The 15,643-nt window shown below is 53.2% G+C and carries 11 protein-coding genes; all 11 read left to right on the top strand.

What is annotated here, in order from left to right; genetic code table 11:
• A partial coding sequence (locus L5656_RS01085) for an FAD-dependent oxidoreductase (protein WP_297197772.1) occupies positions 1–1,713 on the top strand: 1,713 nt, incomplete at its 5' end.
• Between the two features lie 164 nt (positions 1,714–1,877).
• A complete protein-coding gene (locus L5656_RS01090) occupies positions 1,878–3,221 on the top strand; it encodes a DUF1015 domain-containing protein (protein WP_297197775.1) in 1,344 nt (447 codons plus the stop codon).
• A gap of 117 nt (positions 3,222–3,338) precedes the next feature.
• Complete coding sequence (locus L5656_RS01095; RefSeq protein WP_297197779.1) at positions 3,339–4,502, top strand: S41 family peptidase; 1,164 nt, start codon at positions 3,339–3,341, stop codon at positions 4,500–4,502.
• A gap of 209 nt (positions 4,503–4,711) precedes the next feature.
• A complete protein-coding gene (gene fdhF, locus L5656_RS01100; protein WP_297197782.1) occupies positions 4,712–7,417 on the top strand; it encodes a formate dehydrogenase subunit alpha in 2,706 nt (901 codons plus the stop codon).
• 49 nt (positions 7,418–7,466) lie between these two features.
• Positions 7,467–8,270 (top strand): formate dehydrogenase accessory sulfurtransferase FdhD, encoded by an 804-nt coding sequence (gene fdhD, locus L5656_RS01105; protein ID WP_297197785.1) that lies wholly within the window; start codon positions 7,467–7,469, stop codon positions 8,268–8,270.
• Between the two features lie 97 nt (positions 8,271–8,367).
• Complete coding sequence (gene nuoE, locus L5656_RS01110) at positions 8,368–8,850, top strand: NADH-quinone oxidoreductase subunit NuoE (protein WP_297197786.1); 483 nt, start codon at positions 8,368–8,370, stop codon at positions 8,848–8,850.
• A gap of 15 nt (positions 8,851–8,865) precedes the next feature.
• Positions 8,866–10,818 (top strand): NADH-quinone oxidoreductase subunit NuoF, encoded by a 1,953-nt coding sequence (gene nuoF / locus L5656_RS01115; RefSeq protein ID WP_297197790.1) that lies wholly within the window; start codon positions 8,866–8,868, stop codon positions 10,816–10,818.
• Positions 10,819–11,038: 220 nt separating this feature from the next.
• Positions 11,039–12,964, top strand: a complete 1,926-nt coding sequence (locus tag L5656_RS01120; protein WP_297197793.1) for a sigma 54-interacting transcriptional regulator — start codon at positions 11,039–11,041, stop codon at positions 12,962–12,964.
• Between the two features lie 292 nt (positions 12,965–13,256).
• Positions 13,257–13,556 carry a 4Fe-4S binding protein gene (locus L5656_RS01125; protein ID WP_297197796.1) on the top strand — a complete coding sequence of 100 codons (300 nt, stop codon included), beginning with the start codon at positions 13,257–13,259 and terminating at the stop codon, positions 13,554–13,556.
• A 27-nt stretch (positions 13,557–13,583) separates the two neighbouring features.
• The gene (locus L5656_RS01130; protein WP_297197799.1) at positions 13,584–14,753 is read left to right on the top strand and encodes a transketolase C-terminal domain-containing protein; all 1,170 of its coding nucleotides are present in this window, start codon (positions 13,584–13,586) and stop codon (positions 14,751–14,753) included.
• Positions 14,754–14,769: 16 nt separating this feature from the next.
• A complete protein-coding gene (locus L5656_RS01135) occupies positions 14,770–15,585 on the top strand; it encodes a thiamine pyrophosphate-dependent enzyme (RefSeq protein WP_297197802.1) in 816 nt (271 codons plus the stop codon).
• The last annotated feature ends 58 nt before the right edge of the window (positions 15,586–15,643 follow it).

Consider the following 15,643-nt stretch of genomic DNA (forward strand, 5'->3'; position numbering starts at 1 on the left):
GGGGGACTGGCGGCCTGCGCGGCGGCCTGGAAGGCGGCTTCATTTGCTCCGGATAAGCGTGTGGCCCTTGTCGTACCCTACACGGCCAGGAGGTACGGGGGGCTGGCTACAGTCGGGGGGCAGAATTTCTGGGACGTGCGTTACTGGGCCCGGGATGGGCTTTTGCCCCAGGGAGGGAGTTTTAGCCGCTGGTTTTCTCATACGGGGCCCTTTTACGGAACGGAAGAGCTGGCAGAACTTATAGCCGGAGACCTATCGAAGCTGCCCAATCTGGTAACCTTTTGGGGCCTCGATATTACGGCCGTATATGCTGACGCTAAAGGGGAGCGGCTCAAAGCTTTAGCCCTGCGACCCCTGGAACGCGGTCCTGAAGGGTACTTACACTGGAAGGGTGAGGAAACGCTACTTAAGGCCGAACAGTTTATCGATGCTTCCGAGGACGGGCGCTTAAGTTTTTTAAGCGGAAGCATCGTCACCGTGGGCCGGGCGGACTGGCCGGCCGCCTTTTTACCGGAAGCTGAAGTAAAAAGTTCTTGGGTTGCCTCTCAAGGGGAGAAAGAAGCGGCACCTCACTTACCACCAGAAAGGTTGGGATTTGCCCAAAGGGTTTTGCAGCTTGCGGGTTACAAGGAGGTTCTTCCGGAGGTTGCTTCAGCGGAAGGCCGGGGGGTGGCCCGCCAGCAGGCGGCTACCCTGATGTTTAAGGTAAAGGGCGTGCGTCCCGGGGTTTACAAAGATATGGTTTTTATTTTTAGCCCGCAGGGCGTTTGGGGTGCCTACGGCGGGGTACGCACCTACACCGAAAACCCCGTAGTCAACCGTTTCAACAAAACCTTCGGCCCCCGGGGCTTTGCCCTTAAGCCTTTAAATGCGGCCCAAGACGGCCGGAACAGTCCTGAATGGTGGGTCAACGCTTTGTTGATTTTTAACGTGGATGGCAGGGCCCATTTCCGGGACCGTGGAAGCAAACGTTATCCCTCGGACAAACTTCCCGGCAGCCTGGAAACTGATGAAGCCTGGGTCGCGGCAAGGCAGCTTATCCTTGAGCCCGAGTTTATAAACGCCTTAAGGCAGTTCCCCGGGTTTGAGGGAGCAGAGCTGGTAAAGGATCCTTCTGGGCAGCCGGTTACGGGTGATATACTTTACCTGCGGGAGACCGTACACCACTTATGCTCCGGATGGGAGGCAGACGGCAGGTCCGGGGAGGGAGATTATGCCGTTACTGCTGTAGAGGCTTATCTGGCCGGCCGGGGGCCGGGGGATGGAGCAGATGCTGGTAATTATGTAAACCGCATAGGGCTAGGGTTTTATTGGCTGGATATAAACGCATATCGTTTTGAAGATTTACAAGGGCAAGGCGGTATTTTCCGCTGGCCTGTGACTTCTTACCTCCGCCCCGATTTCGGGCAGAGCACGCCGGGCCTGAGGGCAAGACCGGAAAACCCGGTGTACCTGCCTTTTGAGGCCATATTGAGCCCCCGTTTTACTAATCTTTTAGTACCCGGGGTAGCGGCGAGTATCTCGTCTCTTGCCTGGGCTGAGCTTAGGGTTCTGCCTAATCAGGCTGTATTGGGAGATGCGGCCGGGGTGGCCGGCGCTTACGCGCTAAAGCAAGGCCGGGATCCCGGGACTTGGGGGCAGGAAGAGATAGCCTATGTAAGAAGAATCTTGGTAGAAAAGTTCGGGGCGAGGGTGGATAAAGAAGGTCTTTAGATCCGGGGAGCATAGGGTTTTTGCCGGGCAGTTTCTGTTTGTGCTGTTTTGCTTGTTAGCAGTTTTACTTTAGGGCTTTTTACTCGGAAGTTTTTAGCGGGAAAAGTTTTTATCCGGGAATTTATCCAGGAGTTATTAATAAAAAAGGCAGGTGGATTTATCTTATGGCTAAGATAAAACCCTTCCGGGGATACCGGTATTCCCTTAAGGTCGGCCCCCTGGACCGCCTTGTAACCCCTCCTTATGATGTTATCGATCCGGTAAGCCAAGAAGAATATTACCGGAAGCATCCTTATAACGTTATCCGCCTAGAATACGGGAAAATTTATCCCGGGGATACAGAAGAAAACAACCGGTATACCCGGGCTGCTGCCTGCTTTAAGGCTTGGCGGGAAGACAAGGTGCTGGTGCCCGAAAATAAGCCTGCTTTCTACTTTTATGAGCAGGAATTTAGCGTCCAGGGCCGTAGAGTTAAGCGTTGCGGGCTCATATGCCGGGTCGGGCTGGAACCTTATGAAAAAGGCATAGTGCTGCCCCATGAAGAGACACTGCCCCGACATAAGGAAGACCGCCTGGCCTTGCTCAGGGCCTGCCAGGCCAATTTTAGCCCCATTTTCGGGCTTTATATAGATAAAGAAAGGCAAGTGGAGGAAGTTTTGCGCAGAGCCCTAACTTGTGGCGGGCAGGCCGGCCTTAGAGAGCCGGACGTAGAATTTGAAGACGAAGATGGCCAGGTTCACCGCTTGTGGGTGATCACACGCCCTGAGGTTTTAAAGCAAGTGGAGGAGCTTTTCGTTCCCCAACGTATTTTTATTGCCGATGGCCACCACCGGTATGAGACGGCTTTAGCCTATCAAAAGGAGAGGAGGGAACAGGAAGGTTTCCCTGCCGGTGAAAGGCCTTATGATTATGTGATGATGACCCTGGTCAACCTTTATGACCCCGGGCTGGTTGTCCTGCCCACCCATCGCCTGATCCGTAACCTAAAAGACCTTAAGGAAGACTTTTTGTTCGAGGGTCTCAAAGAGCATTTTAACCTGGAGCCCTTCCCCTTAGCTTCTGATTACAGCAATTTTGAGGAGTTCCTAAGTAAAATGAGGGAGAAGGGGGCCCGCGGCCATACTTTCGGCCTTTATTGCGGTAAGGGGCGCCTTTATTTCGTCACCCTGCGTGAGGAAGGAGCGCTTTTGTTTTTTATGCCCGAGGGGCATTCCCCGGCGTGGAAGGGGCTGGATGTATCGGTTCTCCACTGCCTTATTCTAGAAAGGATTCTGGGCATAGGGGGAGCGGAAAGAGCCGAGGAAAAATATCTAACTTATACCCGGGAGGAGGAAGGGGCTTTGCGGGCCGTGGATGGCGGAGAGTACCAGTTGGCCTTCTTTTTAAATCCCACCCGGGTGGAGCAAGTCAAACTTGTGGCCGAAGCAGGTGAAAAGATGCCCCAAAAATCCACTTATTTTTATCCCAAGCTCATTACCGGGTTGGTGATCAACAGCTTGGAGGAATAAAAGCTTCGTCGGCTTTATGCTGACCCGAACGGAGGAATAAAAGAAGGGGAAAGCCTCCTTTTGTGGAATATTCTTTAGGGAAGGTGTATCCCGACAAAAAAGGAGGCTTTCCATTTTATGGGTGGTGCCGGCCGGATAAACAGGAGGAGGTTGTTCGTTAGCCTCACCCTTAGGGTTTTTCTAATACTTTTATTTTTGTCCCCCCTTTTAGGGGTCCCCTCGCCGGCCCTCGCACAGGAAGGAGATACTTTCTGGCCCCTTCTTTTTGAGGTTCGCAAGCTGGTAGAAGAAAACTATGCAGGGGAGCTGGACGTCTATACATTGGAAGAAGGGGCTATCCGGGGGATGCTGGAAAGCTTGGGCGACCCTTACAGCGAATATCTCAGCCCCCGTGATATAAAAGCTTACCGGAAAGCTTTGGAGCAGGAATATACAGGAGTGGGCCTGGTACTTAAAGAGGAGGGCGGAAGCTTTACCATTATAGGCGTCATCCCTTCCTCTTCGGCGGCCAGGCAGGGTTTAAGGCCGGGAGGGGTGCTGCTTAAAATTGACGGTCAACCTGTAAAAGGGCTCACTATAGAGGAGGTACAGCAGCTTCTGCAGGGGGAAGCGGGTAGCGAGGTGAATTTAGAGATAGCCTGGCCTTGGGAAGGGGTGCCCAGAACCTTTGTTTTAAAGCGCGAGCTTTTACACCAGCAGACAGTCCGGGCGCAAATTTTAGACGGCCGGCTGGGATACTTAAGCTTAGCCTCCTTTCCCAGTTGGGCACCATTAGAGGTCGACCGGGTTTTGTCTGATTTTAAATCTGCAGGAATTGAGGGGGTAATACTGGATCTCCGGGGCAATTCCGGCGGGTACCTGCAGTCTGCCCTGGAGGTGGCTTCTCTTTTCTTACCTCCCGGAGTTCCGGTGGCCCAGGTGGTGGACAAGGCTGGGCGGGTGGAAATACTGCGTTCGGCCGGCCCGGGCCTGGATTTACCCGTGGTAGTGTTGGTGGATGAAGGTACGGCTAGTGCAGCGGAGCTTTTGGCCGGTGCCCTCCAGGATGTAGGCATAGCATATGTTGTGGGCACACGTACTTATGGCAAGGGCAGCATCCAGAGCATTATACCTTTAAGCAACGGCGGGGCTTTAAAGCTTACTACCGGTTTTTATCTTACTCCCGCGGGCCGGGAGATCGAGGCCTGGGGGCTTAAGCCCGATAAGGAGATAGAGGGCCGTGAGGAGCAATTGAGATATGCCCGCAAGTTGTTGCTCAAGCAGGAAAGACCGGCCGCGTAAGGAGGAGGTAGGAGAGGCTCAAGAACGTGGAGGGGCTTAAGAACGTCTGGCCTTCCTGTTTTATGGGGGCGGAGATGAGAAAAGGAATATGTGACCCAAGGTACAAATTAGCGGTAAAAGACTTAAGGTTGCGTAAAATTATTGCAGTTTCCGTGCAGCTTGTGTTAAATTGATGTAAGGATTTACTTCACCTGGAGGTGGGAGTTGAGGTGGCTGAGGTAACGCTAACCATAGACGGGCAGCGGGTTACTGTGCCGGAGGGCATAACAGTTTTGGAAGCGGCAAGAAGAGCGGGGATTTTCATTCCCACCCTCTGCCAGGATGACCGGCTTTCCCCCTGGGGAGGTTGCCGGCTCTGCGTGGTGGAGATAAAAGGGATGCGCGGGCTTCCTGCTTCCTGCGTGACCGCGGTAGCCGAGGGTATGGTGGTGGAGACGGCCTCTCCCGCGGTGATCGAGGCCAGAAAAGAGATCCTTTCCCTTCTCCTCGCCAACCATCCCCAAGACTGCCTGACCTGCAGCAAAAGCGGCGACTGCAGGCTCCAGGATTACGCTTACCTGTACGGGGTGCGGGGCGACGAATACCAAGGAGAGCGCCATAATTATCCCCTGGAGGAAGACAATCCCTTCTTTATCCGAGATATGAATAAGTGCATCCTTTGCGGCAAATGCGTGCGGGCCTGTGCGGAGGTGCAAGGCAGGAGCGCCATAGATTTTGCTTACAGGGGATTTAATACCCGCGTGACCCCACCCCTGGATGTTACCTTAAGGGAAGCGGGAGATTGCGTGTTTTGCGGGAATTGCGTGCAGGTTTGTCCGGTGGGAGCCCTTACGGAAAAGCAGCGGCTGTGGCAGGGCCGCGAGTGGGAGTTTAAGAAGGTGCGCAGCATATGTTCCTACTGCGGTGTGGGTTGCAACATAACCCTTTACGTTAAGGACGGCCGGGTGGTCAAGGTTACAGGATATGAAAACCCCGAAGTGAACAACGGCTGGCTGTGCGTGAAAGGGCGCTTCGGTTTTGATTACATCCATAGCTCCGAACGGCTTACCCGCCCCCTCATTCGCACAGGTGAAAGGGGTTCCGGCCAGTTCCGGGAGGCGAGCTGGGAGGAAGCCTTGGACCTGGTGGCTGAAAAGCTTAGGGAGATAAAAGAGAAGCATGGCCCGGAATCCTTAGGAGTATTATGCTCGGCTAAATGCACTAATGAAGAAAATTATCTTTTGCAGAAGTTAGCCAGGGGGGTCCTGGGCACCAATAACGTGGACCATTGCGCCCGCCTCTGACACTCCTCCACGGTTGCCGGTCTGGCAGCCGCGTTCGGCAGCGGAGCGATGACCAATTCTATAGCGGATATAGCTCAGGCTGATTGTATCTTCGTTATAGGCAGTAATACCACCGAAAACCACCCTGTAATCGGACTCAAAGTAAAAGAGGCCGTCAGGCGGGGGGCCAAACTCATTGTGGCAGATCCCCGCCATATAGAGCTGGTGGACTGGGCTTACCTTTGGCTAAGGCAAAGGCCAGGGACGGATCTCGCCCTGCTCAACGGCCTGTTACACGTTATTGTGAAAGAGGGGCTCTATGACCAGAAGTTTATCGAGGAGCGGACAGAGGGCTTTGAGGAGGTCCGGGAGGCTGTAGAAGAGTATACTCCTGAGAAAGTGGCTGAACTTACCGGTGTGCCTGCCCGTGATATTGTGGAAGCGGCCAGGCTTTATGCCCGGGGACCGCGTTCTACCATACTTTATGCCATGGGCATCACCCAGCATATCACAGGTACGGCCAATGTCATGGCCCTGGCTAATCTGGCCATGGCCTGCGGGCATATAGGTAAGGAAGGTAGCGGGGTCAATCCTTTACGGGGGCAGAACAACGTCCAGGGAGCCTGCGATATGGGAGGGTTGCCCAACGTTTTACCCGGTTACCAGCCGGTTACAGATCCTGAGGTGCGCCGGAAATTTGCCTTGGCCTGGGGAGTGGAGGACCTGCCCGGCGAGCCCGGGCTTACCGTGGTGGAGATGATGCGGGCAGCCGAGGAAGGTCGGCTCAAAGGCATGTACATTTTAGGTGAAAATCCGCTTTTAACCGATCCCGACGTATCCCATGTGGAGAAGGCTTTAAAGAATCTGGAGTTCCTTGTGGTTCAGGATATATTCTTGACAGAGACGGCCCGCCTGGCGGATGTGGTGCTGCCTGGGGCAGCCTTTGCTGAGAAGGAAGGCACTGTGACCAATACAGAGCGCCGGGTGCAGCTCATGCATAAGGCCATTGACCCGCCGGGAGAAGCCAGGGCCGATTGGGAGATCATAGGCGAGCTTTTAAAACGGTTGGGAAGCCAGGGTGAGTACTCATCGCCGGAGGATGTGATGCGGGAGATAACCCGGCTTACACCCAGCTACGCTGGTATTACTTACAGCCGGTTAGAGGAAAAGGGTTTGCAGTGGCCGGTTCCTTCCCTGGATCACCCCGGAACTCCGGTGCTCCACAGGGAAAAGTTCACCAGAGGAAAAGGCCGGTTCCACGTGGTCCACTTCCGGCCTCCGGCCGAAGAACCGGACGAGGAATATCCCTTCCTGTTTACCACGGGCCGCCTTCTTTATCACTACCATGCGGTTATCTCGCGGAAGAGCAGGGGCTTAGAGGAGATATGCCCGGAGCCGGAAGCGGAGATAAATCCCGCAGACGCACTTTCTTTAGGCATAGAAGATGGCGAGACAGTGGAGCTTATCTCCCGCCGCGGACGGGTAAAAGTTAAGGCCCGGGTGACCGAACGGGTATCTAAAGGTACGATATTTATGAGCTTCCACTTCTGGGAAGCAGCGGCAAATCTTTTGACTATAGCTGCTCTAGATCCTGTTTCTAAAATACCAGAATATAAAGCTTGTGCTGTGAAGGTAAAGAAGCTATTAGCTTGAAGAAGGGGAAAGGGAGTTTAATGGAGGCTAAAAAGGAGCTTTTAGATAGATGAAGGAGGCCCCCTTTAGCGGACTGGTGGTTACCCTCTTTGAACGTGGAGAGGCGCGCAAGAGTGAGGACAATGTTATTGCGGAGTCACCTTTAGAAATTATAATTAACGGGCAGAGCTTAGTAACTCTCCTGTGTACTCCTACAGATATAGAGGATTTGGTAATAGGATTTCTGTATTCTGAAGGGATTATAGGAGATGTGGAAGATATAGAGGAGCTTAAGATAGCTGGGGGCCGGGCCGAGGTAAGGATAAAGGGCGAGTTAGAGGAGTACAATACCGGGGTGGCCTGGCTCACTTCCGGTTGCGGTCGCCACGTTACCTGGCGGGGAAGGCAGGGAAATTGCATCTATGAGATTAAAGTGAGTTTTCCCCTAAAAGTTTCTCCAGAAGCTCTTATCCAGCTTGTAACGGAATTACAGGTAGGAGGTACTCTGTACCGTAAGACCAGGGGAGCCCACGGGGCAGCCCTGGCTTCCCCCCAGGGGATCTTAATATTGCGGGAAGATATAGGTCGGCATAATGCTGTAGATAAGGTGATAGGTTGGGCCCTGCGGCAAGGGATAGAAAGTTATGATAAAATGCTTCTCACTACCGGGCGCATTTCCTCGGAAATACTTTATAAAGCAGCTAGACTTCAGCTTCCCCTCATAGCTTCCCTTTCAGTGCCGAGCGATTACGCTGTGTGGTTAGCTGAACTTTTAGGGATTACGCTAGTAGGATCTGCGCGCGGGAAGAGATTTAAAGTTTATAGCCATGCGTGGCGGGTATTTGAAAGGGATGTAAAAAAGGAGAAAAGATAAGGAGCTAAGGGCCGGGCAGGCGGAAGCCTTTTATCTACCTTTAAAGTGCATGTATGGGTAAGCCCTTGGGGAGAAGAAAGTAGGAGGTGACAAAAGTTTGAGCAACTGTAATTGTCTTCAGGAAGAAGCCAAGAGGGAAGCTTTGGAGAAGGTTTTTGAGCGTTATGCAGGGCAGCGGGGGGCACTAATTCCTTTACTCCAGGAGGCCCAAGAAATTTACGGGTATCTTCCGGGAGAGGTCCTGCGGGAGATAGCTCGGCGTTTAAGAATTCCCTTTAGCCAGGTCTTTGGGGTGGCTACCTTTTATACTCAGTTTCACCTAAAGCCGCGGGGTCGTAACATTGTGCGTATATGCCAGGGAACGGCTTGTCATGTGCGGGGAGCGTCCCGAGTGTTTGAGGCGGTCTCCCAGAAGCTAGGGATAGGTAGAAACGAAACCACACCGGACCTGCGTTACACTTTGGAAACGGTGGCTTGCCTGGGTGCCTGTGGTCTTGCGCCAGCGATGATGGTAAATGATGATACCCACGGGCGGTTGACTCCCGAGCGGGCGGCCAGCGTTTTGGAGCAGTATAAGTAAAGGAGGGGCAAAGCCTTGAAGAGCTTGATGGATCCCTGCTGCGAACGATGCTTTCACACTCCGGCCAGCCCCTGCCGGGACTACATCAGGTGCCGAACTAAGGGCCCCCTCTGCCATGATGACGAGAGCTGCCGGGCAGAAATCAAGGCCCGTTTAGAAGCCATCCATATACCGCCTGACAGCGAGAAAAAACAAATCCTTATCTGTGCTGGTACCGGATGCACTTCTTCCGGTTCTCAAAAGTTGGTGGAGGCCTTTACGAAAGAGCTGACCAAGTATAGTTTACAGGAGCGAGTTTCCGTAAAAATTACTGGCTGCCATGGCTTCTGCGAGCAAGGCCCTCTGGTCATTGTGGAGCCGCAGAAAATTTTTTATACCCGCGTGCAGCCAGAAGATGTGCCCGAGATTGTGGAAGGCCACCTTGTTAACGGCCGAGTGGTGGAGCGGTTGCTCTATGTGGACCCCATCACCGGAGAAAGGGCTCTTACCTACGAGACAGTACCTTTTTACGCCAAACAAAAGCGCCTGGTGTTGCATAACTGCGGGCACATTAATCCCGAGGATGTGGCCGACTATGTGGCCAGCGGTGGCTATGAGGCCCTTACCAAGGCCCTTTTCGAAATGTCCTGCGAGCAGGTTATTGAAGAAGTGAAGACCTCTGGTCTAAGAGGCCGCGGCGGTGCAGGCTTTCCCACGGGCTTGAAGTGGAGCTTTGTGCGTGCCGCCGAAGGCGATGTGAAGTACGTAGTCTGCAACGCCGACGAGGGCGACCCTGGGGCTTTCATGGATCGCAGTGTGCTGGAAGGTGACCCACATGCCGTACTGGAAGGTATGATCATCTGTGGTTATGCTGTAGGGGCCCAAGAAGGCTACATTTATGTGCGGGCCGAATACCCCTTGGCTATACATCGCTTGAAAATAGCCATTGCCCAGGCGGAAAGATATGGCCTTCTGGGTGAAAATATTCTCAATTCCGGCTTCAACTTCCGCATTAAGATTAAAGCTGGTGCAGGAGCCTTTGTGTGCGGCGAGGAAACGGCTCTCTTAACCTCTATTGAGGGCAACCGTGGCATGCCGCGTCCTAGGCCTCCTTTCCCGGCTCAAAAAGGTTTATGGGGCAAACCTACGGTCATCAATAACGTAGAAACTTTTGCTAACGTCCCTCTTATTATCAAAAATGGTGGTTCCTGGTACGCTTCAATGGGTACAGAAAAGAGTAAGGGCACTAAGATATTTGCCCTTACCGGCAAGGTCAACAACACCGGCCTGGTGGAAGTGCCTATGGGTATCACTATGCGGGAAGTCATTTTTGGCGTGGGCGGCGGTATACGGGAAGGCAAGAAGTTCAAGGCCGTGCAGATTGGTGGTCCTTCTGGCGGCTGCTTGCCCGAGGAGCAGTTGGACCTGCCCATTGACTACGAGTCCCTAACCTCGGCAGGGGCTATTATGGGCTCTGGTGGCCTTGTGGTCATGGATGAAACAACTTGTATGGTGGATGTGGCCCGCTTTTTCTTAAACTTTACCCAGGCAGAATCCTGCGGCAAGTGTACCCCGTGCCGTGAGGGGACCAAGAGGATGCTGGAGATCTTGAACCGTATATGCGAGGGACAAGGCCGGATGGAGGACCTGGATACCTTAGAGCGACTTGCGCGGGTCATCAAAAATACAGCGCTTTGCGGCCTGGGACAGACCTGCCCCAATCCCATACTTTCTACCTTGCAGTATTTCCGCCACGAATATGAGGCTCATATTAGGGATAAACGCTGCCCGGCCCATGTCTGCCAGGCCTTGCTGGCATTCTCTATCTTAGAAGATAAATGTACTGGCTGCGGTGCCTGCCGTGTAGCCTGCCCGGTGGGTGCTATAAGCGGTGAGCGGAAGCAGCCCCACCGTATAGATACTTCTCGCTGTATAAAATGCGGAAGCTGCTTAGAAAAGTGCAAGTTTGGGGCTGTAGTGAAAGCATAAAAGGACTAAGATAAGGCTCTAAGGTGTACGTAGATGTGTTTTAGCGGGGGTGGTAGTCTAGCCCCCTTTATTTTTTGCTGACAGGGGGAAGGGATTGGGAGAAGCAAAATCTAACTATATTAGTAAGCACGTTACATTATTGAAACTTATTTGCGTTACAAAAGCATCCACATTTGTACATAGCCTAGAAACATAGACTTGAGCTAGAGGAGGGCTGGTTGTGGCTGAAATAGCCTTTATTGCCCCCTATGAAGATTTAGCTCATGTAGCCCGTCAGGTAAGCCAGGAGCTAGGAATGGAACTCGATATATATGTAGCCCGGATGGAAGAAGGAGTTAAGGCCGCTCAGGAAGCTGCCCGTAAGGGCTGCCAGGTGATAGTGAGCCGTGGTGTAACAGCTTGGCTTATCCAACAAGCGGAGCTAGACCTGCCCGTTGTAGATGTTCCTATAGGTGGGTATGATATACTGCGAGCTTATTATCAAGCTAAGCAGTTCGGCGGCCCTATCGGGATTGTAGATATCCCTGATGTTATCCAGGGTTTGGAAAGCTTAGAGAATATCCTAGGGGAGACTTTTATCAAATATACCCTTAAAGACCAGGGAGAGGATATCCGGCGGGGTATCCAGGCTGTAAAAGAAGCTGGAGCGGAAGTGGTCATAGGCAAGATCGCCATGGCCAAGGAAGCCCGTAACTTTGGCCTCAACAGTGTCATAATAACCTCGGGCAAGGAGACAGTGTACCAGGCCTTGAAGGAAGCTAAGCGAGTTCTTCAGGTACGCCAGCAGGAAAAGCGGCGCTCGGAGCAGTTAAAGGCCATACTGGACTTTACCTATGACGGAATCATCGCTTTAGATGAAGAGGGCCGGATCACTGTGTTTAATCCGGTTGCGGAAAAGCTTTCGGGCTGGCGGGCCGAAGAGGCCATCGGCCGGCCGGTGACCGAGGTTATCCCGGGAGGTAAGTTTCACCTTCTTTTTGAGACAGGCAAGCCCGAGTTGGGCGAGGTTTTGGAGATCGGTAGTACCAGGGTCGTGGCCAACATGGTCCCCATAGTGGTGGACGGGAGGACGGTGGGGGTCGTCGCCACCTTCCAGAACGTCAGCAGTTTTCAAAGCTTAGAACATAAGGTGCGCCGGATGTTATCCGGCCGGGGCCATGTAGCCAAGTATACCTTTAAGGATATTTTAGGCCAGAGCCCCGCCCTCTTAGAGGCCATACGGCTGGCCCAAGAATATGCCGCCACTAATTCTACAGTTTTGATTTATGGGGAGACGGGTACTGGTAAAGAGATGTTCGCCCACGCCCTGCATCTGGCCAGCCCCCGGCGGCAGGGCCCCTTTGTGGCTGTGAACTGTGCGGCCCTGCCCGAAAGCCTTCTGGAAAGTGAGCTTTTCGGCTATGTGGAGGGAGCTTTCACAGGGGCGCGGAGAGGAGGGAAGCCGGGGCTTTTTGAGTTAGCCCATAAAGGGACGATCTTTTTGGACGAAATCGGAGAGATGTCTCCCCGGCTTCAGGCACGGGTTTTACGGGTTTTAGAAGAAGGAGAGATCATGCGGTTGGGCGATGACCGAGTGATCCCTGTAGATGTGCGGGTTATCGCGGCCACCCATAGGGATCTCAAGGCCATGGTGCGTGAGCAGGCCTTTAGGGAGGATTTATATTACCGTATTAACGTCCTGAATCTTACTTTACCTCCTTTGCGGGACCGGGGAACCGATATTATCCTTCTTGCCCAGCACTTCTTGGAGGAGTTCTGCCGTGGTTTAAGAAGACCGGTACCCAGGCTTACTCCGGAGGCTTGCCGGGAGCTTTTATTTTACCCATGGCCGGGTAATATAAGGGAGTTGCGCAATACCATGGAACGCCTGGCCTTAAGGTGCCACGGGGGTGACATCGGGAGTAAAGAGGTACTCCAGGCCCTGGAGTTGGAATCTCACGAACAACCGGAGAAAGACGGCAGGAACCCGGAATATGTAGGAGATGAGCGAGGATTTTTACCAGCTCAGGTGAAAAAAGTTGAGCGGGGGTTAATCGAGAGGGTACTTTGGGAAACGGGTGGAAATAAAGCGGAAGCTGCACGGCGGCTCGGTATCAGCCGGACTACTTTATGGAGGAAGTTGAGGAGACCCGAAAGTAGAGAATGAAATTTTTAAGGCTACCTGGGGAGAGATTTTCGGTAGAAATTTCTGTTGCACAACTGTTAAGGATCCTGTTGCAAACATGTAACAAAGGGACAAAAGGGCTCCCGTATTTTAACCCCCTGTTTTATGGGTTTTCTAATTTAAAGGCCCTGTGTTTCAAGATGGTTAAGTCATCGGGACCACCGGCTATAAAAAACCGTAGTTTTGGCATATTTCTTGCATAACAGTAGGAACAGGAGCCTACAAGGCAAACTGGCAAACTGGAAGAGCAAAATTTTGGAAAGGAAGGGTAGCCTTGGCCAAAGATCTTCCTGTAGTGCCCTCGGCTCCGCCGGGGACTATGGCCTTAAAGCCAGTAGCGGCTGCCTGGCGTGAAAGGCACCCCCAGATTATAGAAGGGCGCTGTAACGCCTGCGGTGAGTGCTTGTACTTCTGTCCGGAGGGAGCTTTGAAGCTGAAGGAGACGGAAAAGGGGAAAGAATTAGAGATAAACTTGGATTTTTGTAAGGGTTGCGGCATTTGCGCCCACGAGTGCCAACGGCAGGCGCTGCGTATGGTAGCTGAATATACGGGACCCCAGGGACTACTGGGCTAAGGTATAGGGGAAGGGAGAAAGGAATAAATGCGGCAGCTCTTAAATGGAAACGAAGCGACGGCCATAGCGGCGCGGCTTGCCAGGGTGGAAGTTTTGGCTTCCTATCCCATTACTCCGGCCGCGCCGGCCATGGAGCAGATCGTTCGCTTTATTTCTGAAGGAAAGCTTAAGGCTAAGTTTATACGTGTGGAGTCTGACCATAGCGCTTTGGCTGCCGCTGTGGGCGCAGCCTTGGCAGGTGCCAGGCCCTTGGTTGTTACTAATTCCCAGGGTTTGGCATATATGAGCGAGGTGCTGTACCATGCTTCTGGCTTAAGGCTCCCCATAGTAATGGCAGTGGTAAACCGGGGCCTGGCGGCACCGCACACCCGTTTCCCCGATCACGGGGACGCGATAGCCCAGGAAGGATCCGGTTGGATCCAGCTATTCTGCGAAAACAATCAGGAGGTTTTAGATACTTTACTTCAGGCTTACCGTTTAGCGGAGGATGAGCGGGTAAGGCTTCCGGTTATGGTCCATTATGAAAGCTATATTCAGTCTCATACCCGGGAGGTAGTAGAAGTTCCGGCTCCAGAAACTGTAGATAAATTTTTGCCTTTACACCGCCGGCCGGCTTTAGATGTGGATAACCCGCAGGCGGTCAATGTGGTTACCGGTCCTGACCTGTATATGGACTACAAGTACCGGCAGGATAAAGCTTTGCAGGACAGCCAGGAGGTGCTGTGCGAGGTAGATACCGCGTATGCCGAATTAACCGGACGGAGCTGGGGGGGCACCCTCGGGGTTTACCGGCTGGACGGCGCAGAGCATATCTTCGTTACTATGGGATCGTTGGCGAGTACTTGCCGTGAAGTTGTAGACATGCTCCGGGAAGACGGTTTGCCCGTGGGGCTGTTAAAAGTGCGTTGTTTCCGGCCCTTCCCCGGGGAGAAAGTACGTTCCCTTTTAAAGGGTGCTCGCACGGTGACGGTTTTAGATAAAAATATTGTCTACGGCTCGGGGGGAGCTTTGGCCCGGGAAGTGCGGGCTTCCCTGTACGGGCCGGGACCTGAAGGGCCTTTTGTTTACAGTTATATCGCCGGGCTGGGCGGAAGGGATGTAACTTCGGAAGATGTGGTCCGCATCTATCAGATGGTGGAGGAAAAGGTTAAAGGCAACCAGGAGCCCTTACCCTACGAGTGGTATGGAATAGAGTGACAGGAGGTAGCCTAAAGTGGATTTGTTCACAGGGGGACATGTGGGCTGCCGTGGATGCGGGGCAGCCATCGCAGCCAGGCAAGCCATGGAAGCTTTGGGGCCGCGCACGATTATTGTTATCCCGGCCTCTTGTATGGCTACTATAGGTGGCTCTGGTTTAAGAACAGCGTGGCGTATCCCCTTTTACCACTCCCTTTTTGAATGTGCTCCGGCGGTAGCGTCCGGCATACGGGCAGCTTTGGAGGTGCAGGGGATAAGAGAAGTTAACGTGGTTTCCTGGGCAGGGGATGCCGGAACGGCGGATATAGGATTTCAGTCTTTAACAGGGGCTGCAGAACGCAATGAAGATATAATACACGTCTGCTACGACAACGAAAGTTATATGAATACGGGCGGCCAAGCGGGAGGGACTACACCCTTCGGAGCCTGGACCTCTGATACGCCGTCTGGAAAGCCTACACGTCAAAAGGATATGCTAGCCATCATGGCTGCCCACCGCCCACCTTACCTGGCTACGGCCTCCATAGCCTACCCCAAGGATTTTATAGACAAACTCAAGCGGGCTAAAGAAATTAAAGGTTTCCGCTACATTCACGTGCTGGCTCCCTGCCACCGCGGCTGGGGTATAAAGGAAGAAGAAACCGTAGAAATGGCCAGGCTGGCGGTGGAATGCGGCCTCTGGGAATTATATGAGATCAGAGCAGGAGAAAAGCGGCTAACGGTGGTCCCGGAACGTAAAGTTCCGGTACAAGAGTACCTCCGCAGGCAGCAGCGCTTTCGCACCCTTAGTGAGGAGGATTTAGCTTTTTTCCAGGCCAAGGCGAGCACTTAAACCCAGTTCCCGGGTGAGAGAGGGGCTCTGCTTGGATGCTTTTCAAGGGGGCAGGAAG

This window comes from Thermanaeromonas sp. (assembly GCF_021890735.1).
In the GTDB taxonomy this organism is placed as follows: Bacteria; Bacillota; DSM-521; order Neomoorellales; family Neomoorellaceae; genus Thermanaeromonas.

Excerpts from the sequence above, each read along its gene's own strand:
- L5656_RS01090 (WP_297197775.1), top strand. The coding sequence starts at position 1,878 with ATGGCTAAGATAAAACCCTTCCGGGGATACCGGTATTCCCTTAAGGTC.
- L5656_RS01095 (WP_297197779.1), top strand. The coding sequence starts at position 3,339 with ATGGGTGGTGCCGGCCGGATAAACAGGAGGAGGTTGTTCGTTAGCCTC.
- fdhD (WP_297197785.1), top strand. The coding sequence starts at position 7,467 with ATGAAGGAGGCCCCCTTTAGCGGACTGGTGGTTACCCTCTTTGAACGT.
- L5656_RS01130 (WP_297197799.1), top strand. The coding sequence starts at position 13,584 with ATGCGGCAGCTCTTAAATGGAAACGAAGCGACGGCCATAGCGGCGCGG.